15 protein-coding genes and 3 pseudogenes are annotated in these 20,713 nt (G+C 60.2%); 9 read left to right on the top strand and 9 right to left on the bottom strand.

What is annotated here, in order from left to right:
- Positions 1-311: 311 nt before the first annotated feature.
- Positions 312-623: a hypothetical protein gene (locus M1L36_RS12345; RefSeq protein WP_250874037.1), complete on the bottom strand. Its 312-nt coding sequence runs from the start codon at positions 621-623 to the stop codon at positions 312-314.
- A gap of 2,663 nt (positions 624-3,286) precedes the next feature.
- Between M1L36_RS12345 and M1L36_RS12340 the strand changes: the two genes are divergently transcribed.
- The 5 genes from M1L36_RS12340 (at position 3,287) to M1L36_RS12320 (ending at position 10,386) form a co-directional block, all read left to right on the top strand.
- Positions 3,287-4,603 (top strand): RNA-guided endonuclease InsQ/TnpB family protein, encoded by a 1,317-nt coding sequence (locus M1L36_RS12340; protein WP_250874036.1) that lies wholly within the window; start codon positions 3,287-3,289, stop codon positions 4,601-4,603.
- Positions 4,604-5,071: 468 nt separating this feature from the next.
- A complete protein-coding gene (locus tag M1L36_RS12335) occupies positions 5,072-7,156 on the top strand; it encodes a PAS domain S-box protein (RefSeq protein WP_250874035.1) in 2,085 nt (694 codons plus the stop codon).
- On the top strand, positions 7,149-7,601 hold the full coding sequence (locus M1L36_RS12330; RefSeq protein WP_250874034.1) for a response regulator: 453 nt from the start codon (positions 7,149-7,151) through the stop codon (positions 7,599-7,601). Before M1L36_RS12335 ends, M1L36_RS12330 begins: the two co-directional genes overlap by 8 nt.
- Positions 7,601-9,739 carry a bacterio-opsin activator domain-containing protein gene (locus M1L36_RS12325; RefSeq protein ID WP_250874033.1) on the top strand — a complete coding sequence of 713 codons (2,139 nt, stop codon included), beginning with the start codon at positions 7,601-7,603 and terminating at the stop codon, positions 9,737-9,739. The genes M1L36_RS12330 and M1L36_RS12325 overlap by 1 nt, the downstream gene beginning before the upstream one ends.
- 329 nt (positions 9,740-10,068) lie before the next feature.
- Positions 10,069-10,386: a HalOD1 output domain-containing protein gene (locus tag M1L36_RS12320; protein ID WP_250874032.1), complete on the top strand. Its 318-nt coding sequence runs from the start codon at positions 10,069-10,071 to the stop codon at positions 10,384-10,386.
- 429 nt (positions 10,387-10,815) lie between these two features.
- Here the strand turns inward: M1L36_RS12320 and M1L36_RS12315 are convergent, their stop codons facing one another.
- Positions 10,816-11,013, bottom strand: a complete 198-nt coding sequence (locus M1L36_RS12315) for a hypothetical protein (protein WP_250874031.1) — start codon at positions 11,011-11,013, stop codon at positions 10,816-10,818.
- Between M1L36_RS12315 and M1L36_RS21600 the strand changes: the two are divergent.
- Together M1L36_RS21600 and M1L36_RS12310 are read left to right on the top strand one after the other, a co-directional pair.
- Positions 10,936-11,193: pseudogene (locus M1L36_RS21600) on the top strand (response regulator); the annotation flags it as partial. The gene M1L36_RS12315 and the pseudogene M1L36_RS21600 sit on opposite strands and share 78 nt — an antisense overlap.
- A 99-nt stretch (positions 11,194-11,292) precedes the next feature.
- The gene (locus tag M1L36_RS12310; protein WP_250874030.1) at positions 11,293-12,546 is read left to right on the top strand and encodes a bacterio-opsin activator domain-containing protein; all 1,254 of its coding nucleotides are present in this window, start codon (positions 11,293-11,295) and stop codon (positions 12,544-12,546) included.
- A 56-nt stretch (positions 12,547-12,602) separates the two neighbouring features.
- Here M1L36_RS12310 and M1L36_RS12305 read toward each other — a convergent pair whose 3' ends face one another.
- The 5 genes and pseudogenes from M1L36_RS12305 to M1L36_RS12290 all read right to left on the bottom strand — a co-directional run.
- Entirely contained in the window at positions 12,603-13,196 is a 594-nt protein-coding gene (locus tag M1L36_RS12305; protein ID WP_250874029.1) for a halocyanin domain-containing protein, read from the bottom strand.
- Positions 13,193-13,561, bottom strand: coding sequence for a hypothetical protein (locus M1L36_RS12300; protein WP_250874028.1), 369 nt, complete (start codon positions 13,559-13,561; stop codon positions 13,193-13,195). The genes M1L36_RS12305 and M1L36_RS12300 overlap by 4 nt, the downstream gene beginning before the upstream one ends.
- A gap of 170 nt (positions 13,562-13,731) precedes the next feature.
- Positions 13,732-14,541 carry a helix-turn-helix transcriptional regulator gene (locus tag M1L36_RS12295; protein ID WP_250874027.1) on the bottom strand — a complete coding sequence of 270 codons (810 nt, stop codon included), beginning with the start codon at positions 14,539-14,541 and terminating at the stop codon, positions 13,732-13,734.
- A gap of 267 nt (positions 14,542-14,808) precedes the next feature.
- Positions 14,809-14,916, bottom strand: a pseudogene (locus M1L36_RS21595) (RNA-guided endonuclease InsQ/TnpB family protein); the annotation flags it as partial.
- 55 nt (positions 14,917-14,971) lie between these two features.
- Positions 14,972-15,337, bottom strand: a pseudogene (locus M1L36_RS12290) (zinc ribbon domain-containing protein); the annotation flags it as partial.
- A gap of 122 nt (positions 15,338-15,459) precedes the next feature.
- Between M1L36_RS12290 and M1L36_RS12285 the strand changes: the two are divergent.
- Positions 15,460-15,900 (top strand): Hsp20/alpha crystallin family protein, encoded by a 441-nt coding sequence (locus tag M1L36_RS12285; protein ID WP_250874025.1) that lies wholly within the window; start codon positions 15,460-15,462, stop codon positions 15,898-15,900.
- Here the strand turns inward: M1L36_RS12285 and M1L36_RS21590 are convergent, their stop codons facing one another.
- On the bottom strand, positions 15,901-16,200 hold the full coding sequence (locus tag M1L36_RS21590) for a HalOD1 output domain-containing protein (RefSeq protein WP_369694234.1): 300 nt from the start codon (positions 16,198-16,200) through the stop codon (positions 15,901-15,903).
- A gap of 101 nt (positions 16,201-16,301) precedes the next feature.
- Between M1L36_RS21590 and M1L36_RS12280 the strand changes: the two genes are divergently transcribed.
- Entirely contained in the window at positions 16,302-16,628 is a 327-nt protein-coding gene (locus tag M1L36_RS12280; RefSeq protein ID WP_250874024.1) for a DUF7344 domain-containing protein, read from the top strand.
- 654 nt (positions 16,629-17,282) lie between these two features.
- Here M1L36_RS12280 and M1L36_RS12275 read toward each other — a convergent pair.
- Positions 17,283-20,489 (bottom strand): glycoside hydrolase family 97 N-terminal domain-containing protein, encoded by a 3,207-nt coding sequence (locus M1L36_RS12275; protein ID WP_369694226.1) that lies wholly within the window; start codon positions 20,487-20,489, stop codon positions 17,283-17,285.
- Between the last annotated feature and the right edge of the window lie 224 nt (positions 20,490-20,713).

Here is a 20,713-nt window from a genome sequence, read left to right as displayed (position 1 = left end):
GTAGGGCGAGTAACGACCGCGAAGGATATTGAAGACCTCAATATGAAGCGGTCGCTCGGACTGGAAATGCGACTCCTCTCAAAACCCGCTGTTGGCGGTGAGACGGGAGTTGTCGGGGGCTGGTGGAGGCCCCGACCCTCTCACGGACACACCGAGTGTTCGGGTGTTGATTCCAGCCGAGCGCGTCAGCGCGAGGCCGAGGGGAATTAAATTCGCCTGCGGGTGCGGTGCAGACCCTAAACGGTGAAGCCACGGGACTTGTCCCCGTGGTACTTCACTATACTCCGTGGCGACGTCTCAGTTGGTCGCGTTCAATCGTCGCCGACGGAGAACTCCGCAACCGTCGAGTCCGGGGTCGGGGACGTAGACGTGGAGGGAAAGAGCCGTTCACGGATGCCCGAGCGGAGGTAGGCGAGCAGTGCCCACATCAGACAGCCCAGACTCGCGCCGACTGCCGGCGAGGTCATCCCCATCGACCCGAACATCAGCGTCTTCACGAAGAGCCCTACCGTCGTCAACCCAGACGTCGCGAGTGGGACGTGTGCGTCTTCATCACGAATCGTCGGGATGACCGAGACCGTCAAGACGAGCGTTACTGCCGTTATGATGTACTCTTGCCACATTGATGTCGAACCTCGCCGAAACCCAGAGACCACCGTACCGAGAGGAAGCGAAACCGGGCCGCGATATCTTTACTCGGCATCGGGAGAATATAACGCTTAGCTTATACAACCGTGAACGATAGCCCGTCTCACGAGAGACACAGACACGGACCACACAACCCAGATGATAGATGCCTCGAGGGAGGCGTCGAAACTAGATGGGGTCATCGAGTGCTGTCGGTGATGATACGTCAATTTCTGCACTGGAAACGGAGGGGTGTTCTATTATGCCCTCCCCATCACCGCCGGTTGAATCTCGGCTGGTGGTCTCTGCGTCTCACTGAGACGATGGTGATTGAGGGATGTCCCCAAGAAACCTATCAGCAGCGACGAACGCAAAAGTGGACATTCGTCACGGACACACTCGTCCACCAATCCACAACCTGACGAGTCGCTTCAGCGACACACACGAGTTGTCGTGACTGGCCTGTGTCGTGTCACTCCAACACTACTCGATCAGACGCTCCAGAGGACTGCCAACCGGTTGAATTGTCGTGTGTAGTGGTCATTCGTGTGGGCGTCGACCCCGGGGTCAATCTGTACACTACTCTCTCTCCCCGGTATATGCAGTTGTGAAGGACTCTGTACCTGCGAGAGGGGGGTGAGCCATACCTGTGGAAACACTCCGGTGTGCTCGCTCTCTCGACGGCTCGCTGAGATGGCTGAATTCAAGCGTTTCAGGGAATTGAACGAGCAGGAAACTGGCCATCACGACGACCTTCTCAGACGGCAAAACCGCAAGACGCGACGGTTCTGTACACCGCGATGCGAGGGCACAATCACCCCTGCTCAAGGTGGTGCTCTCCCTACCCTGTGCTCCCTCATGTGTCGAATTCATTGTCCTCTGGTGCTCCCTCTGTTGTATTCGCTCGGTTGGGATTCCATCAGTACCACCCCCTCTCGCCGCATCTCACGACGCAAAAACCGCTATACGCAACGGACCTGTACGACTATCTGATAGCGAACCACCAGCAATGCGCTGTCTCGCTCTGTGACCGGCTCGTGATCGCACTCGTCTCACACCTCACAGACGACCGGCTCACGGCCTCTCCGACTCATCACCGACCGTTGCGTCCATCCGACTTCGATTTTCAGCAACTCCAGCACGAACCCCCGACCAGCAGCGTCTACCGTACAACTCCCTTCAAACACGCTTTTACCGGGGATAGAGAGCAGTGTACGTTTTCTCACTGGCTCATTGATGTGTCCTCTACTAGAGTGGGCATATCGTCGAGCAGGTTTGATCGCTTCTCTTGACACGGCCATATCACGTTGAAGCTGACACTCTGTGTACGGCTCCCGGATGCGTTGTGGCTGCGTCGCTCTCGTGTGCGAACTCTCGCCCGGACGTTCGGTCTCAATGCTGTGGGATATGGATGTTTGTCCAGCCTCCGGTTCGCAGTGTTGACGAGCAGGTCAACGGCCTCGTACCTGAGCTGATTTCCCGAGCGATTTCACGAATCGCCGCTGACCCTATCCTGACGGATGCTTTTCGAACCCCCTATTTCGTATCCACGAATATACACTGGATTCGATAATCGCCAAGGCGCACGCGACACGTGCCGTCACCGGTTCCTGCAATCAACATGCTTCTGGAGAATCGATTCACCGGAATAGTTCCCTCCGATGGCTCACTTTTGAAAGAGATATGATGCGTTTGCTGTGGGACTCGTCCCTCCCTGTCCCGATCGGCGCTTCTACCGAGAGCTGACTGGCGAACCGGTCCGTACTACCCCCGACCGACTCCACGACATCCTCGACTTCGAAGATGCCTCTCTCGTGCCCGCACAGATGACAGTACGCCGCTGTTCATACGCTCCGACCGAATCGTCGAGTTCGGCACGCAACGGCGCTGCGATGGGGGTCACCGACTCGCTACTGTTGGGAAAGGACACAGCACTGGGTCGCTTGCGAACACTCGCTTTCGAGAGTACGCCCGGGAGTCAGTTGAGCAGGTCGGTGAGTTGTGAACGCATAGCCACCCACCAAACTGCTCGATATAGTGGTGCAACCGGGGGACTAAGCGCGACGAAACGCCTCAAACCTGTCAATCTCCACTCTTTGGATCTCACCCCCCACAACGCTTGGCCAAGAGCACTGACGATTGACAGAGCGATGATGGTGAACGCTATGACACCAGTCATTGGACAGCGAATATTAAATTCAAGATATACTATATTTTATGAGGTTGGAGATATTATGATACTCGCATGCGAAATGGATGGTGGGTCGTCCTCTGCCTCCAGTGTGGGTTCCGGGGAGAAGCGCCAAATCGTAATATGACAGTTGAGTTCGCTCGACGGCACGAAGCGGATTCTGACCACGAAACCGTCGTCGAACCTCGCGACGCCGGATTGCGGTAGGCCACTGGAAAACAAGCTATGGACGGTCCCGAATGGCTTCGCTGAGCGTCCAGAGAGGTTCACCAGTAGCGGCGTTCACAGGACCAACCCAACACCGACTGAGCCGTTATACAGAATCAAGGAGAATACCTGCGGCTTTAGGCGCAGGATGGATCCGACATGGATGGTCGCTCGCTACGAGCGATAATCGTCTGGATATTCCACCGTAATCCGAACACTCACTATAGAACACGGCATAACTTGTTATGGAAGCGTTTCACGATGCACACCCACCGCACCTACCGAGCCAAAGTTCTGAACCACTCACAAGTGGTTCGGATGCTTGACTTACATGGGTGGAGTGCGTCGAAACTGTGGAACGTCGCTAACTACTACTCCCGCGAACAGTGGGATGAAACGGGCGAGATTCCTGATGAAGCCGAACTGAAACGCGAGTTGAAGACACATCCAACATACAAGGGACTGCATTCGCAGTCCAGTCAGCGCGTTCTGGAGGAACTCGCTGAAGCTTTCACCTCGTGGTTCGGCAAACGCAAGTCCGACGACCGAGCGAATCCACCCGGCTACCGCAAACGCAACTACTACGACAACGACGGCAACCGCGTCCACGAAGAACACCCGCGTTCGACCGTGACGTGGAAGCAGAAAGGCATCCGCCACGACACGAAGAACAATCGTGTGCGACTCTCGAAAGGGGCGAACCACAAAGACCATCCGCGAGACTGGGACTACATCCTCGTCAATTACGAGTCTCGTCCCGGTGCCACTGTCGAGAACATCCAGCAAGTTCGAGCGGTCTACAACACGGCCAAGCGACTGTGGGAACTGCACCTCGTCTGTAAGCACGACGTGGAGACCCCTGACGCACCGGGCGACGAAACAGCAGGTGTTGACCTCGGTATCTGTAACTTCGCGGCGGTTTCGTACAGCACCGAACAAGCCGACTTGTACCCCGGCAACCGCTTGAAACAGGACGGATACTACTTCCCGAAAGAAATTGCCAAGTGCGACGAATCAGGTGGTTCTGAGGCCACTCGTTTGCATCACAAGTGGTCGGAGCGCCGAACACACTTCTTCCACTCGTTAGCGAAGCACATCGTTGAGAGGTGTCTCGAACGTGGCGTGTGTCGTATCAACGTCGGGAAGCTCGCAGGTGTTCGAGAGAGCGAAAACGGCGAGTCGAAAAACTGGGGTCGGCACGGCAACCTCGACCTACACGGGTGGGCGTTCGACCGCTTCATCAAGATTCTCACGTACAAGGCGAAAGTCGAGGGTATCGAGGTCGTAGAGGTATCCGAGTGTGATACGAGTAAGACGTGTTGTATCTGCGGTAGAGCAGACGACAGTCAGCGTGTCGAGCGTGGTTTGTACGTGTGCGAGACGTGCGATGCGGCGTTCAACGCTGACGTGAATGGGGCGGAAAATATCCGTCTCGACATCAATCAAAGTAACTCCGAGTCTGCACCCGGTTTGGGTGGGGATAGGAGTACCGGCTGGTTGGCACAGCCCGGAGTCTACCTTCATGACTTGTCCAGCGGATTCCAACCGCAGGAACAAGTGGTAGACTGCAAACCCTAATATCCCAACCCAGCGGTGCGGTGCCGTGGGATTCCTCCGCGTTCACGCGGAGGAGGATGTCAATACGACCTGCAATCGATTCGAATCTGGTAGTTCTGGCAGTGGAGTGAGGGGAATCCACGTCGAAGTACCGTCGTTATGCCCACGAACGGAACTGAGGTGGACTGTGAGCGGTGGGACTTCCATAGCGCGTGCTCCAGAAACTGCCTCGCACGAAACGTCGCGTCGACGCAACGGGAATGAACCAGGCACGAAGAGGTCGCTCCACTGACGGAGCTCACGACAGCCTTCGAGCACACGCTCCCGAAGAACCGTAACAGGACACTTCGTGGCTATCTGTCGGTACCGAGGGGACGACCAACACACACGAACCAACTCTTCACCCAATTCAGCTCGCTGCTCAATAGTTTGAAAATTTCAATCTAGTCAATAGTTAAACGTTTGTTTTTCCGTTGCAATGGCTGGGTCATGGGAGCTGCAGGCTCGACGCCAGACGCGTTTCGTGAGCAGGTTCGAAGCGCGTTCTCGAACCTGGATACGCCACATACGCCACTGACGGCCGCCGAACTCGCGACGCGACTGGAGTGTCCAATTGACACCGCGAAACAAACCCTAGTCGCACTCGAAGACAACGGTGAGCTACACACCAAACAACTCGACACGGGGACCACCGTCTGGTGGCGGCCGGCCACGGAGCAGTCGCCAACGGACCAGTACTCCGAACTCGAGGAGTTCGGAGCGTTCGTCCGGGCAGTCGAGGACTACGCTATCTTCACGCTCAACCCGGACGGCACCGTCGCCAGTTGGAACGAGGGTGCACGACGGATCAAAGGCTACTCCGAAGACGAAATTATCGGGCAGCATATCTCGACGTTCTACACCGAGGAAGACGTCGAAAACGGGGTTCCGACAGAGAACCTCGATATCGCACGGGAGAACCACCGCGCCGAAGACGAAGGCTGGCGGGTTCGAAACGACGGCTCACGGTTCTGGGCGGACGTCGTCATCACGGCGATTCGTGACGATGAGGGGACGCTCCGGGGCTTCACGAAGGTCACCCGAGACAAGACCGAGCAACGCGACTACGAACGCGAACTCGCTCAGGAGTCGAAGCAGACCGAGAAACTGCTGCGGACCGCGCCAGTCGCCATCGCCGTCCAGAACAGCTACGGTGAGACAGTGATGGCCAATCAACGGGCTCAAGAGGCTCTCGGACTCTCCGAGCAGGAGTTCATCGAGAGTCCGGACAACGCCGAGGAGTGGGAGTTGTACGACCCATCCGGAGAGCCAGTCCCTCCCGAGAAAACACCGGCTGCACGCGTCATGGCAACTGGAGAGCGGGTGTTGAACGAGGAACTCATCATCTCCCCTCCCGAGACGGAGGAGATGCATTTCCGAATCAACGCTACGCCGGTGTTCGACGCGGATGGCGACCTCGAGCGTGTCATCACTGCCGGTGAAGACATCACCGAACTCAAACGCCGTGAACGCCAACTCAAACGCCGCAAAAGCGAGCTCGAGACCGAACTGAGCGAGGTGTTCGGGCGTATCTCCGATGCCTTCTACGCGCTCGACGAAGCGGGCCGGTTCACCCACATCAACGACCGGGCGGCTGAGATCTTCCAGATGAGCGAAGAGGAACTGCTCGGCCGGTCGATCTGGGAGGTGTTCCCCGACGTTACCAACAGCGAGTTAGAAGAACGGTTCCACGCGGCCATGGAGACGCAGGAGGCCACCACGCTGGAGTTGTACGTCGAGGAGTTAGAGATGTGGATAGAACTCAACGCGTACCCCTCGGAGTCGGGGCTCTCCGTGTACTTCCACGACATCACCGAGCGCAAGCGCTACCAGCAGAAACTCGAAGAGTCCAACGAACGACTCGAACAGTTCGCATACGCTGCCTCACACGACCTTCAAGAGCCACTACGGATGGTCTCGAGCTACCTCCAGTTGATCGAGCGGCGGTATGCTGACGAACTCGACGACGACGGTCAGGAGTTCCTCGAGTTCGCCGTCGACGGCGCGAACCGGATGCGAGATATGATCGAGAGCCTCCTGAAGTACTCTCGCGTCGATACCCGTGGTGACCCCATCGAACCCGTCGAACTCGACGACATCGCCGACGACGTTCGCACGGACCTCCAGATGCGCATCGAGGAGACCGACACCGACCTCACCATCGAGTCGCTGCCGCGCGTCGAAGGCGACCGGAACCAGGTCCGGCAGGTGTTCCAGAACCTGCTCGACAACGCAATCACGTACAGTGGCGACGACCCACCAGAGATTACGGTCAGCGCCGAGCGAGCCGGTGAGATGTGGGAGCTCTCCGTCCGTGACGAAGGCATCGGCATCGACCCCGACGACACTGAACGGGTGTTTCAGGTGTTCCAGCGACTCCACCCACCTGACAAGCATCCGGGAACGGGCATCGGTCTCGCGCTCTGTGAACGAATCGTCGAACGCCACGGCGGTGCGATTTGGGTCGACTCCACACCCGATGAGGGCTCAACGTTCACATTCACGCTTCCCGCAGCAGGTGAGAGCGATGAATAATCCGGCTGGCCGTGAGATCGACATCCTGCTCGTCGAGGACAACCCCGGCGACGTGCGACTCACTCAGGAAGCGTTCAGGGAAGCGCAGATCTGTAACGAGCTGCACATCACGACGGACGGTGTCGAGGCCCTCGAATTCCTCTTTCGGCATGGTGAGTACGCAGACGCCCCACGGCCGGACATCATCCTCCTCGATCTGAACCTGCCCCGGAAAGACGGTGACGAGGTGCTCGCAGAGATTCGCGATCACCATCCACTGTCGAACGTCCCGGTCATCATCCTGACGAGTTCGGAGGCCGAAGAGGACGTCGTCAAATCGTACGAACTCCGGGCGAACGCGTATCTGACGAAGCCGGTCGACCCGGGAGAGTTCATCGAGACCGTCAAGTCGTTCCAACAGTTCTGGCTGTCGGTCGTTCGACTTCCAACCACCGACGAGGAGTGATGCCAGCCGACGCACTCGACGTGCTGTTGATCGAGGACAACCCGGGGGACGTCCGCCTCATCGAAGAGATGCTTTCGGAGGCGACCACCCGAACACAGCGGCCAGCCGGTCAGCAGGCAACGGCGACGCAGGGAATCAGACATGCCTCTCGTCTCGAAGAGGGACTGGACTCTCTCGAGGAGCATGCATTCGACGTGATGTTACTCGATCTCGGGCTGCCCGAGAGCACCGGCATCGACACACTCGAAACCGTCCGTGAACGCTCTCAGAACATTCCAATCGTGGTACTGACTGGCCACAACGACGAGCGTGTTGGCGACCAGGCCGTCCAGCAGGGCGCGCAAGAGTACCTCATCAAAGACGAGTTGACACCCGCACTGCTCCAGCGATCGCTTCGCCACGCGATCGAGCGAAAGGACTTCCAGCGGACACAGACAGCACTGCACCGAGCGAGTCGGGACGTCATCCAGGCAGAGTCGAAGCCTGAAGCGAGCCGTCTCGTCCTCGATGCCGCGGTCGACGTGCTCGAACTCTCGGGCATCGTGGTCTTCCTGTTCGACGATTCGACGAACGTTCTTCGGCCTGCAGCGACCACTGATGAGCTCAGGAGCCTCGTCGACGACCTCGGGGCAGTCGGCTCCGAGGAGCCAACAGCTACGTGGGAGAGCTTCGTCACCGGCGAGACGATTGCGCTCGACGACGTTCTCGATACCGACTACAGCCTTCTGCGTGAGACCAGTGTGCGAAGCGGGCTCTGGATACCCCTCGGAAACCACGGCGTCATCGCCATCGTCTCGGAGACGACCGGGGGTTTCGACCAGCAGACCGTCATGTTGGCCGACAACCTCGCGGCGACCGCGGAGGCGACACTCGACCGTATCGAGCGCGAGGAGGCGCTTCGGGAGCACGAACGCGAGTTGACCGAGCGGAACAGCCAACTCGAAGCGCTCAACCGCACGAACGAACTCATCCGTGAGATCGACCAGGTACTCGTCCAGACGACGACGCGCGAGGCCATTGAGCAGGCGGTCTGTGAACGGCTGACCCAGGAAGACCGCTTTGCGTTCGCCTGGATCGGCGATGTTGTCGATGAGCGACTCAGACCGCGAACGTGGGCGGGCAACGACCAGGGCTATCTCGACGTCGTCTCGTTGACGACCGAAGACGCCGCCGGGCCACCGTCGGTGATAGCCGCGACGAGCGAGGCGGCGACGGTCGTCACGAACGTCGCGTCCGACCTGCGCGGCGCACCGTGGCGAAAGGCCGCTCTGGCACGCAACTTCGGATCGGCCATCAGCGTCCCGCTCTCGTACGGTGATCTCTCCTACGGTGTGTTGACCGTCTACACGACCGAGCCCGACGGGTTCGACGAGCGCTCGAAAGAGACGTTCGAGGAGTTGGGTGAAACCATCGCGAACGCGATCAACTCTGTGCAGACACGGCAGGCACTGCTCTCGGACACGGTCGTCGAACTCGAACTGGCGATCGACGAGCCCGATGACCTGCTCGGCCGTCTGGCCCGCGAGACCGACTGTGAGATCACTTTCGACGGCATCGTGCCGCAGGCCGATGAGACGACCCGTCTGTTCTTCACCGCCCACGGGGCAGCTGCCGAGTCGGTCGAAGCCGTCGCGGGGACTATCCCGAGCGTCGATCACTTGGAGTGTATCAGTACGACCGGCGATGGTGGGGACTGCGTGGCACGGTTCGTCATAGCGATGTCGGGGATGAGCATTCCGTCACAACTCATCGAGTACGGCGCAATCGCGCGGTCGATTATCGTCACGGCCACGTCTGCACAGGTGGTCGTCGAACTGCCGGAGTCGACGGACGTTCGCTCGTTCGTCAACTGGTTCGAGCAACACTATCCGGACACCGACCTGATCGCACGGCGGGACAAAGAGCGGAACAACGACTCACAACAAGCGTTTGGCGCAGCACTCAGCGAACAACTCACAGACCGGCAACTGGAGGCACTCAAGACAGCGTTCCACAGTGGCTACTTCGAGTGGCCCCGCGACCGGACCGGTCAGGAGGTCGCCGAATCGCTCAGTATCACACAGCCGACGTTCAACGGCCACCTCCGTGCTGCGGAACGCAAACTCTGTGCGATGCTGTTCAGCGGCGACTCGGCGTAGCTGGCCAAGCCACCACTGTCCGTCCCTCCACGCTGCTCGCCTTCACTACGAGGTGGTGGGGTGACCCCCTGCTCAGCCACGCGCTGGTGCTACTCTCACTACCTCGGCTGAACCAGTAGCGCGGTGTCTCCGGTCCCCGAGGAGCGAACGTAACGAGCGAGGTGAGCGGGGCCGTCGACGTGGGCGTTCTCCCTGTCTCTCTATCCTCCGAGGCAGCGGCCGGTCTCTCGGGTCACCAACTCCTAAACCTACACATGTAGTGTCGATTTCGCGGATGTCCTACGTGAGTTGGAGGTGCAACTATCGGATGGTATTCCTTTTGTGAGAGTATGCAATCGACGACTACCGAGCCCTCCAACGCTGTCAGGAACGTCTGCCGCCAGGGGAAGATCACCGAGACCGTCGTCCTCACCGTCTCCGAAGCGGTCGGCGTCGACCCACTGGAGATGGAGCCGATGTACGAAGTCGTCGACCCGGATGCACTGAACCGGCTCATTCAGGCCCCCGGAATCCCCGCCTCGCCGAACACGACGATTCGCTTCTCGATGGCTGGGTGTGACGTCGTCGTCTACTCCGACGGTGAGGTCATCGCCAGGCCCACCGCGACTGAAGAGGCTCAGTCGACTCCTCCCCAGGTCGCCGATTGAACACTGCTCTCTGGTTCTCGGAACGTTCTCTCCCCTGGAGTGCCGATGCGAACACCGACCGGTGAGTCCCTGATCGCCGGATTGCCAGTAAGGAACGTTCACATCGTGAAACGGATTCCTGGCTCACGACCAACAGCGACCTCCCAAGTGAACGTCCGGCCGCGACATATTCCCCCGAGGCCAGCGAACAATTGGAGACGACCAACTGTGACCGATTGGCCGGGACACTTTTCTCCCCTCCCGAGGAGCCTCTGTCATCATGGAGTGTAATTCGTCGGTGAACGATGAACTCCACTCGGTCACGCATCATCCCGAACTCGTCGGTACCAGTGCGCAACTGCCGGTGAGTGCTCCCCGTAGTTCAGGGAACGCGGCGGTGATACCGGCAGTTACCGCGACTGTCGACCTGTGTCTATCTATCGCCACTCTTCAGGCTCCCTCCTGCGCCCGGCAACCTTCGGGTGGGTCCCCGTGACTGGTGACGCCGAGGAGACGCTCGACGTCCTGCTGATCGAGGACAACCCAGGTGACGCCCGTCTCATCGAGGAGATGCTCCGTGATGTGGAGACACTTCTCCAACGGGTCGAGGCCGCCGACTCGATAGCTGGCGGGGTGACGCTCTCTCACGAACAGACACTCACCGCTGGGCTTGACCGGGTGCGTGAGGGGACTGTCGATGTCGTCTTACTCGACCTCGATCTCCCCGAGAGCACCGGGTTGGAGACACTCGCTACAGTGACCGACGAGACAGCGTTCGTACCTGTTATCGTCCTCACAGGACTCGACGATGAGGAGATCGGACTCACTGCAGTTCGACACGGCGCTCAGGACTACCTCGTCAAACGTGAGGTGACGAGCGATCTTCTCGTCCGCTCGATACACTACGCAACCGAGCGGAACCGCCAGGTGCGCGAGCGGGCCCGTCGGCGTGAACAGCTCGACACCCTCAACCGACTCAATCGCATCGGCCAGGATGTCACGCACGCCGTCATCACGACTTCGACGCGTGATGATCTCATACGAGCTGTCTGCGAGCAGTTCGCCAACTCCGAACTGTTTCGATTCGCGTGGGTTGGCGGCGTCGACCACGCGCAGGACCGAGTCGCGCCACTCGCAGCGGACGGCATCGACCTGAACGACCTCACGCCCGTCCAGATAACAGCCGACGACGAGACTTCCCCACTGAAGTCGATCAGCACCGCTGTCCAGACACAGGCGGTACAAGTGGCGGTTTCCGGAAACGGGACCACGAAAGTCGAGCCGTGGCATCCAGAGCGGGAGACACCAGCCTACCGGTCGAGTGCGTCGGTACCGATCATCCACGAAGGGCTCCTCTACGGTGTGTTGAACGTCTATGCGGCGTCTGATAGTGTGTTCTCTACGTCCGCAGTTGAGACGCTCTCACGACTTGGCGAAGTCATCGGACACGCTATCACTGCTATCGAGCGCAAGGAGGCACTGGTCAGTGACATGGCTCTCGAGTTCAAGTTCGAACTCGTCGGCGTCCTTGAGGAGGTCATCACACTCACGAATGAGTCCGAGGCGAGAGTCGACGTCGATCATTTCACCAAGTCTAGCGACGGTCTGCTCAGCTTCGGGGAAATCTACGGGATTGCACGAGAGGAGTTCCAAGCGGCCATCGAACAGACACCGCTGGTCGACCTCCTCCATCTGAACCACTCTGGGAACGACGTGTACAACTTCGAACTCGTCACGACGCTCGGAGACGACTTCCTCGCCGCTATCGCGACACACGGCGGTCGGATTACGGGTGCAACCATAGCGAACACCACGTTCCAGTTCGTCGTAGAGTTCCCCACGGGGCCTGACAAACGGCCCCTCATCGAACTCGTCGAGGAGCACTGCCCGAACGTCCAACCCGTCGCCCAACGGACTGTCGAGCGGTCGGTCACGACGGGCTCGTCGATTCGCTCTGCCGTCGAGGGCGAACTGACGGAGAAACAGTACACCGCTCTGAAGACGGCGTATCTCGCCGGGATGTTCGAGTGGCCACGTGAGAACACCGGCGAAGAGGTCGCCACCCAACTCGGCGTCTCTGCACCGACGTTCAACGAGCACCTCCGTATCGCCCAGCGGAAATGCTTCGACGTCGTGTTCGACGATACCGCCAAAGAGACTCTTCCGGGCCATAGCCCGTGAGTACGGCACAACATCTCATCCCGCGGCTGGCGGATCGTGTTCTGAACTCGGAGGGGTCACCCGAGTCTGTGTCCGAGTTCGAGGTGTCTGTTCACCGAGTACTCGATGGATTCGCTTCCGGAGCTATCGCCCGACTCGGCACCAGCGCCGCTACTTGGGCCGCCAGACTGATCCGGAGTGACGAATATCGCTCCCTTCATCCCCATCGCTTCGTGCGGTTCGCAGGCGTATCGGTAGACTCCCGGCTTGTCGAAGGTGTACTCGAACGTCGTCCCTTTCTCAGCGACGGGCGGGCCGCTGTTGAACGTCCCTTCGTCAGCGACGACGTTGTGCGTACCGCCACTGCCGGTCCACACCCACGTCACCGTCGTCCCCGGTGAGACCGCCACCGCAGCGGGGCCGAAGCCGTAGTCGCCCATGTTGCCTTTCGACCCCACCTCGATGGTCACCGCCTCCTGACCACGCATGTCGTGCGTGTAGTCGTAGTTGTCAGTGTTGTCGAGGTAGCCCTTGTAGTCCGGCTCGTTCGGAAGCTGTAGTCCCGCAGCGCCTTCGTCGGCCGTGCCGCTCGTACAGCCAGCCAGTATCGCCGTCACGAGAACGGCCACGAGTGCGAGTGCTTTCAGGACCCCACGTCTGTGGGTGCTCATCGTATCGCACCTTTCGGCTCGGGGGTTTCGACGTCGACACGGGCTGTGGCTTCGTTGCGCCGCTCACTCACGTAGAGGTAGCCGAGCAGGCAGATCAGCAGGAGCTGGACCGTCTTGTCGGCCACTCCGAGTTGGAAGTCGGGCATACCCAACTGAATCCACGCGACGACCTGCATCGCCGTGAACGGAATCCCGCCCAGATAGAGCAGTCGATGGTCGAACGTGGTCGGCACGAGCGCCGCCATCGTCAGGAACCCGATTCCTGCGAGTAAGAACGGGACGAAGCTCTGCGTCCAGTAGAGATAGAGATGCACGCCGCCAGTGATGGTTGCGAGGGCGATGGCTGCCAAGCGCGCGCCAGTCATCGAGTCGAGGGTCGGTCTGAGTGCAATCGTGTTCTGTCTCACGTAGGTTACCGCGTTCATTGGTCTTCTCCAGTGGCACGGCCCGGGTGGGACGCGTGCCCGGGTAGTGGATTCGGCGGCTCAGAGCATCGTGCTTCCCGCTGAGATGTAACTCACGACGTGGGCTGTGCTCAGGACGTGAGCGCGTCGGGGTCGAGCAGCTCCGACTCGTCCCGGTAGCGGTCGATGGTGGAAACCGTCCACGAGCGAATCGCCTCGTCGGTGCTCTCGATGAGTGCCGCCGGTGCCCCGTGTTCGTCGATCAGCGCGAAGTTGGCCGTGCCGTCGATGACTGCGAGGTTGTAGGGGACAGTCCCATCGTGTCTGCGGACCGTTCCCCGTGTGCAGCGGGCGAGGTCGCAGAGCAACGCTCCCATCTCTGGGTCTGCAGTGAGCGTATCGAGGGTGTCTGCGGCGAAGATGATCTCGAACGACTGGGTGCCGTCGACGGTCGTCCGCCAGGCAGCCTCGACGACCGGTGGTGCGGACCCGAAGGCGAGGATGCTGACGTCATCGCCAGCCTCGACCAACTCGGCGGCACGGGCGACGGGCGCGGTCGTGTCGCTCGCTCTCGATAGCGTGATGGTGGCGTCGGCGAAGCGACTGAGCGGGAAATCGAACTCGTCGGTCGGGAGCCACTCGATGACGCCGCGGAGCTTCTGCATCGTCGTGACGCCATCGACCAGCGAGCGAAACTCCGCTATCAGAAATCCACCGAGCGGCGATGTCGTGTAGTTGTGGCCATCGTGTTTGACCCAGCCTCGTCCCTCGAACTCGGTGACGATGCGCCCGACGGTCGCCCGAGGGATACCGGTCGTCGCCTGCAGTTCGGCGCGGTCGTGTGTACCTGACGCGAGCGTTTCGAGCACCTGCACGCGACTGGCAGAGCGCGCGAGAAACGAAATATCGTCGAGCGCCGCAATGTCTTCGGAGGTAGTCATGATACCCCCTGCGCGAATTCTCTCACAATTACCATATATAATCTGACATATGTAAAAGGTTTCGCGGCTTCGTCTAGTGCTGGAGTGCTCGAAAACCCCACCGACCCATCTCGGGAAGGCCGAGGAAAATTCGCCTGCGACGGCACGACCCGTTTTGGGACGTGCAGTCAATACGGTGAAGCCCCGGGGCTTGTCCCCGGGGGACTTCACTGCTGCGGGCTTCACGATTTCAAGAGAACGAATGCTACACGCCGCATTCGCGTCTCAACCCGCCTCAAATCCGCACGCCGGACTGGAATGTTCGCGCACCCACTGCAACTCCTTGGTCGAAACGCCGCAGGACGCGCACTCTTACGTCGTTCCGCTCGGATTCAACGTCCAGTAAGCTACCACGCCCTGAAGGACGTGGCATTCAGCGTGGACTCCCGTTCTAACCGCTGAGGGTGGTAGGCGAATACTCGCCATTCACGATCAACGTCCCGCTGTTCAAGCGCACGCCTACGGGTGCGCCTCCACGCCCAGACTTTTGCTGGTCGCGGAGATACTTCAAGCCGATATTCTTCGCCGCGTTGTAATCCGCATGAACATCGTACCCGCACTTCAGACAACCAAACTCATCCTGCCCGTTGGTGTGTGGGCGATTGTCCTCGTGGGTGAATCCACACTTCGAACAACGTTGACTCGTGTACGCCGGATTAATCTGCTTCACCACAAGTCCCTCAGATTCGGCTTTGTACGTTACGTACTCGTAGAGGCGGTGGAACGCCCACTTGTGAACCGCTTTTGCGTGGAGTAGTCACTATTCTCCCGATCTACCGGGATACCCGACTATGAGGTCAGTCGTGTTGTCTCTATTCGTGGCAAAAATCACACACTATATCGCCTTGGTGCTCATAGGGAAGACAGAGGTGAAGATACATGAGTGCACGCAGAAACCCGTTTGAGGAACTCGAACGCGTCTTCGAGCGAATGCGACAAGAGTTCGATAGAAACCCTGAGCGATGGATGTCTATCGGTTCCGGTGAGAAAGCGGAGTCGGAGTCGATGGCCCTGGATCTGGTTGAACACGACGAGGAGTTCATCGTCACCGTCGACCTCCCCGGGTACGAAAGCGACGACGTCGACGTCCGAATCACCGATAGCATGCTTCGGATTCGTGCTGAACGAAGTGAAGAGCATGAAGAGGAAGAAGAGCAGTTCATCCACCACGAGCGACGTCACGAGTCGGCGACACGGGCGGTCCGACTCCCAGGAGCTGTGGACAAGGACGCGGTGAACGCACGGATGAACAACGGCGTACTGACGATTACGCTACCCCGGATTGAGGAGGACAAAGCGCGTCGAATCGACGTCAAGTGACTAACTGCTCTCTGGAAGGAGGGTCAGTCCCTCTGGTTGTACGGTAATCATCAGTCCACAGAACTCGAACGAGAGCGATGGCGACGCTGATGGAGGACGTCCAGTGGACGAGAACAGCGCATCGAGTGCGTCGACATCGATCGCGTTATACAGGAGTTCTGGCAACTCGAGCGGGTCACGTCCCAGCACGTCCGCAACGGCGTATACGATCGTCACGCTACAGGGTTGGTTGGCCGCCAGTTCGTAGTCGTGAAGTTCGTCATCTGGGTCGCCGGTGGCTGGCGAATCTGCTCCGGTCATCATTGACTGAGTGTGAGATTTCTCAGAGTCCCACACACAATAAATTACATCATACAATTGGCCAAAGGAATTAGGTTGGCGTACACAATAGAGTGATTATTGTGGAAGAGTACGACCCTGAATCCATCTCCAAAGCCGGTGCGTTCGACGCGGTCGATTCGGAGTATCGGCGAATTATCATCAATCTCCTTCTGGACGCTGAAGCAGGCGATCGAATCGACCTCGATACGTTCGCACAGGATGTCGCGACCGAGATACACACCGAGAGTACAGTGAATAAGGAAGGCGATCACACGACCAAGGTCGAAATCGCACTGGTACATCATCATCTGCCTCGTCTCGCCCAAGAGAATGTTATTTCGTTCGACCCAGAGGCCGAGTGGGTCGGTCCTGGTGAGAACATCGGCGATCTTGACCCGCTGGTTTAACAGGGAGTGACCAAGTCCGCCACTGCTGACTTGGATCCGTGTGAGAACTGACATCGCTGGGCGTACGAATATTCCTGTGTACCTTGTTGAAGCGGCTCGTTCACAATCAGATTGGACTTGACACCTCTAAGAAATCATTGTCCTCCCCTAGCTTCCTTGCTTTTGCTCGAAGCCCCTGTCAATATACTCGGTACCGCCTCGTCTGTCAAAATTCAGTTGCCTGATTGCTCATCCAATAATCCAATACGAAAGATAAATGTGCATGGGTGGCATTAACTAGCACGCGGGCGGGAAGGTGTAGTCAGAGGCACTTTGCCCCTCGTCAACGGTGCCGGGCATCCACTGGGCCCCGTCTTGCGCTTGCTCGACCGGGGTTTTTGAGGAAGACTGTCGTTTCCTCTGGTGTCTTTTTCCTGTTGGATTCACTACTTTCCCTTTGACTGGTGACGTTTGCTTAATCGAGGTTGTGAATACCGTGGCGTTGAAGCAAGAAGCCCCATCACCAGCCGTCAGAGACGTCTGGGTGGCAGTCAGAACGCTCCGCGGTCTAGTGTGCGAACGAGACGCGCCGCATCTCGTCAACGCCGCGAACGGCGGGATTCTCTCGTTAAAGCAGATAGAATCCACCTCGAGCCCGCTACCGCGGGCAGTCGTTCACAGACGTTCGAATGTCCACTTCTGGTTGTCCGCGCCACCGTAGCCGTACTGGTGGACGTTCGCTCCGTCGCTCGTCGAGGCGTACTCGACGTCGAGTGCCTTCCCACTGTGTCGAGCGAGCAGGCGGTAGCTACCGTCGGCGTTCTCGACGATCTCCCACTGCTGGTTGTCGGCACCGACGTAGCCGTACTGGTGGACGTTCGCGCCGTCGCTCGTCGACGCGGCCTCGACGTCCAACGCCTTCCCGCTGTGGACTGCTTCGAGTTTGTAGTAACCGTTGTTGAGGTCGGTAACGACCCACTTCTGGTTGTCGTCGCCGACGTAGCCATACTGGTGAACGTTCGCACCGTCGCTCGCTGAAGCGGACGCGACGTCTAGCGCCTTCCCGCTGTTGACGTTCCGGAGGACGTAGGTCTCGCCGGACTGGAAGTTCGCCCCGTCGCCACTCGCGGCGGGGACGATGTGCAGAGCGGTACCGCCGCTGGAACCGAGCGAGAGGTCGACGTCGTCGCCGGCGGCGACGTCGTAGTCGCTGATGACCACCGACGTGGGGTTGTTGTCGACACCGGTCTCGGGGGCGTCGGCGTACTCGACAACGGTCCACCCACCGGAGCGACCCGCGAGGAAGTCGAGCGAGACGGTCAGGTCGCGGGCGCTCTCGTCGGTCATCGCGCCGAGGAACCACTCGTCGCCGCGGCGTTTCGCGGTGACGCTGTAGTCGCCGACCCGCCCGTCGACGGCGACGGTTTCGTCCCAGCTGACGGGGACGTTCTCGACGAACTCGAACGCCGGCACCGTGTCGAAGTTCTCGTTGGCGGCGTGGGTCTCCGAGAAGTCGGTGTAGGCGGCCGGGAACGGCGCTCCCGCCCCGGGCTCCGTGACACCGACCGTGTTGAGGTTGAACCCGCCGACGTCACCCGAGCCGAGTTCGATGCCGAGACGGTTGGTCCCCGCGACGAGGTCGACGGAGACGGTGTGGACGGCCCAGTCGTCCCAGTAGTCGGTGAACGGCGGCGTCAGGCTCGTCTCCGTGTCGTTGACGACGAGCGTCGCCTGTGGGGTGCCGTTGGTCTGGACCTCCGTTCGGTTGTCCTCCTGGTCGGCCGCGTAGCGCAGGTGCAGGTCGTAGGTGCCCGCGCTGGGGACGTTCCGAACCGTGAACCGGGCGGTCGCGCCCTCCGGTTCGCGCGAGGGGTCGATAGGGACGTAGTGACCGCCGAACGCGTCGCGCCACGTGTCAGCCGTTATCGTGCCGTCGAGTTTTCCCGACTGCGCCTGGACGAACTGGCCCACCTCGAACGTGTGGTCGACGTACGCCTCGATGCGGTCGGCCGCCATCTGCAACCCACCGAGGTACGTCGGGTACATCGCCAGTTGTTTCGCGAGGGTGGTCCGAATGCGCGCGTCGTCGTTGTCCTCGAACGTGAGGTCGAAGATACCCGGCTGGTAGCTGGTCGGCCCGGCGAGCATCCGCGTGAACGGCAGGGTGACGTGGTGGCCGTCGCCGACGTCGGCACCCAACTCACCGAACCCGTCGTACTCCTGGGCTTTGACGACCTCGCGGGCGGCGACGTTCGGGTAGGTCCGAATCTCGCCGGTCGGCTTGATGCCCTCGTGTATCTCGAGCATCTGGCGGTTCGACGCGGCCGCCTGCATCACCAGTCGGTGGTGGTTTACTGCCGTCTGGCAGTGCTGGTTGTGGCTGGCGGTCGCGCCGTCGCCCTCGAAGCCCAGGCCTGGGTCCTTGACGTAGCCGTTCTTGATGGAGCGAATCCCCTCGGCCTCGTACTCCGCGAAGATGCCCTGGGTCTGGATCTCGTCCTCGTAGGTGACGACGTTGCCCGCCGTCTCGTTGTGGATGGTCATCTCGACCGGGTTCGGGAGGCTGGCTCCGTAGTTGGTCACCTCGGGGACGTCGAAGTCTGGGTAGGAGTCGGCGACGCCCATCTCAAAGCCGGTGCCGTCGCCGGGGTACGTCGACCAGCCCTGGTTCCACCCCTCGGCGAGCACGCTCTCGATGCCGTGCTCGTTGGCGAAGCGCATGTAGCGTTTCATCCGCTCGGTCCTGGCTCCGTGGATGTACTTCGCCGGGTCGCCGCCCTCGCTCGACACCTGGCTGTCGGACTTGTACTGCCAGTTCGCCGACCCGGCGATCATCAGCCACCAGATGCCGACGTACGAGCGACCGTCCTCCAGCCAACTGGTGTCGCCGCCGGGGAACGCCGACGCGTCGAGCGGGTCGGCGAGCAGCGGAATCAGCTGTGACTCGACGAGGTCGCCCGGCGAGTCCCCGATCTGGAGCGTGCGCCACGGCGTCGTGTGCGGGGCCGACGCCTGGACCTTCGTCCCGTCCGGGAGGGGGGCGAGTTCGGTCGCGAATCGCGTTCCGCCACCGTCGGCCACCGCGGCGAGCGACATGCTCGCGTAGTCGTCGAGGTTCGACTCGTGGACCGAGAGGTGTGTCCCGTCGCTCGCCCGCATCGTCAGCGGCGTGTGCGCTCCGCGTCGGACCGAGTTGTCGTTCGGCCTGGTCGTGTGTGCACCCGCGGGGATGGCGCTGAGCGCCGTCTCGCGGTACTCCTGTTCGAAACGAGGGTTCGTGAACTCGTTCTCTATCCACCAGCTCGTGTAGTCCTCGCCGAAGCGCCACTCGGTGTTCTCGGAGGTGACGGTGAAGTCACCGAACTCCTGGTCGAACACGACACGGAACCCGAGGCCGCTGTCAAACACACGCAGTTCGAGGTTGGCGGACCGACCCGGACTGGCCGTCTCTTCGAGACCGAGCCGGAGGGAGCGGTACTCCTCGGCGACGGTGTCGAAGTCACCCCACACTGGGTCCCACGTCTCGGTGGCGCTGTCGCGCTCGCTGCCGGTGACGGTGATAGCGGGGCCGGAGCCGCTGATAGCCGTCCCGAAGGCGGCCTGGTTCGCGAAGTCGAACCCGATGGGTGACTGGTCGATGTAGTCGGTCCCGTCACGCGAGACTGCGTACGTTGGGACGCCCGTGGAGACATCGACGGTGACGGTGATGGAGCCGTCCGGGGAGCTGACCGATTGCACGTCCGAGTCGTCCCCGCTGGTCACCTGTGCCGCAACTTCGGCCGGAATCGTTGCCGAGTACGCCGAGGCAGCGACCAATCCCGCGAGCCCCTTCAACAATCGCCGCCGGTCTGTACTCACACCATCGTCAGTGTCCTTCGACATTCGTCTAACAGTTTACACGAAGCGTAGTAAACACATATCCTCGATTCGTTGTCAACTCGGTACAACTCAGTTCGGTAGTGTAACGATGTCCGACATCCCTCTCCAGTCGCTCGATTCACGCCGTCGCGAACACCGCCGCTTGACTGGTACAGTGGAGACAGCGTCGGTCGTCGCCACACGGTGAGTGTCCCGAACGCCGCCAAGAACCTGTGAAGCGGCTCAAG

Source organism: Halomarina rubra, from assembly GCF_023699475.1.
GTDB classification, from domain to species: Archaea; Halobacteriota; Halobacteria; order Halobacteriales; family Haloarculaceae; genus Halomarina; species Halomarina rubra.
The sequence above is the reverse complement of the archived record's forward strand: the minus strand, read 5'-3'. Positions and strand labels throughout refer to the sequence as shown.

Excerpts from the sequence above, each read along its gene's own strand:
- M1L36_RS12320 (WP_250874032.1), top strand. The coding sequence starts at position 10,069 with ATGCAATCGACGACTACCGAGCCCTCCAACGCTGTCAGGAACGTCTGC.
- M1L36_RS12275 (WP_369694226.1), bottom strand. The coding sequence starts at position 20,489 with ATGTCGAAGGACACTGACGATGGTGTGAGTACAGACCGGCGGCGATTG.
- M1L36_RS12330 (WP_250874034.1), top strand. The coding sequence starts at position 7,149 with ATGAATAATCCGGCTGGCCGTGAGATCGACATCCTGCTCGTCGAGGAC.
- M1L36_RS12335 (WP_250874035.1), top strand. The coding sequence starts at position 5,072 with ATGGGAGCTGCAGGCTCGACGCCAGACGCGTTTCGTGAGCAGGTTCGA.
- M1L36_RS12285 (WP_250874025.1), top strand. The coding sequence starts at position 15,460 with ATGAGTGCACGCAGAAACCCGTTTGAGGAACTCGAACGCGTCTTCGAG.
- M1L36_RS12345 (WP_250874037.1), bottom strand. The coding sequence starts at position 623 with ATGTGGCAAGAGTACATCATAACGGCAGTAACGCTCGTCTTGACGGTC.
- M1L36_RS12300 (WP_250874028.1), bottom strand. The coding sequence starts at position 13,561 with ATGACTGGCGCGCGCTTGGCAGCCATCGCCCTCGCAACCATCACTGGC.
- M1L36_RS12305 (WP_250874029.1), bottom strand. The coding sequence starts at position 13,196 with ATGAGCACCCACAGACGTGGGGTCCTGAAAGCACTCGCACTCGTGGCC.
- M1L36_RS21590 (WP_369694234.1), bottom strand. The coding sequence starts at position 16,200 with ATGACCGGAGCAGATTCGCCAGCCACCGGCGACCCAGATGACGAACTT.
- M1L36_RS12340 (WP_250874036.1), top strand. The coding sequence starts at position 3,287 with ATGCACACCCACCGCACCTACCGAGCCAAAGTTCTGAACCACTCACAA.
- M1L36_RS12325 (WP_250874033.1), top strand. The coding sequence starts at position 7,601 with ATGCCAGCCGACGCACTCGACGTGCTGTTGATCGAGGACAACCCGGGG.
- M1L36_RS12295 (WP_250874027.1), bottom strand. The coding sequence starts at position 14,541 with ATGACTACCTCCGAAGACATTGCGGCGCTCGACGATATTTCGTTTCTC.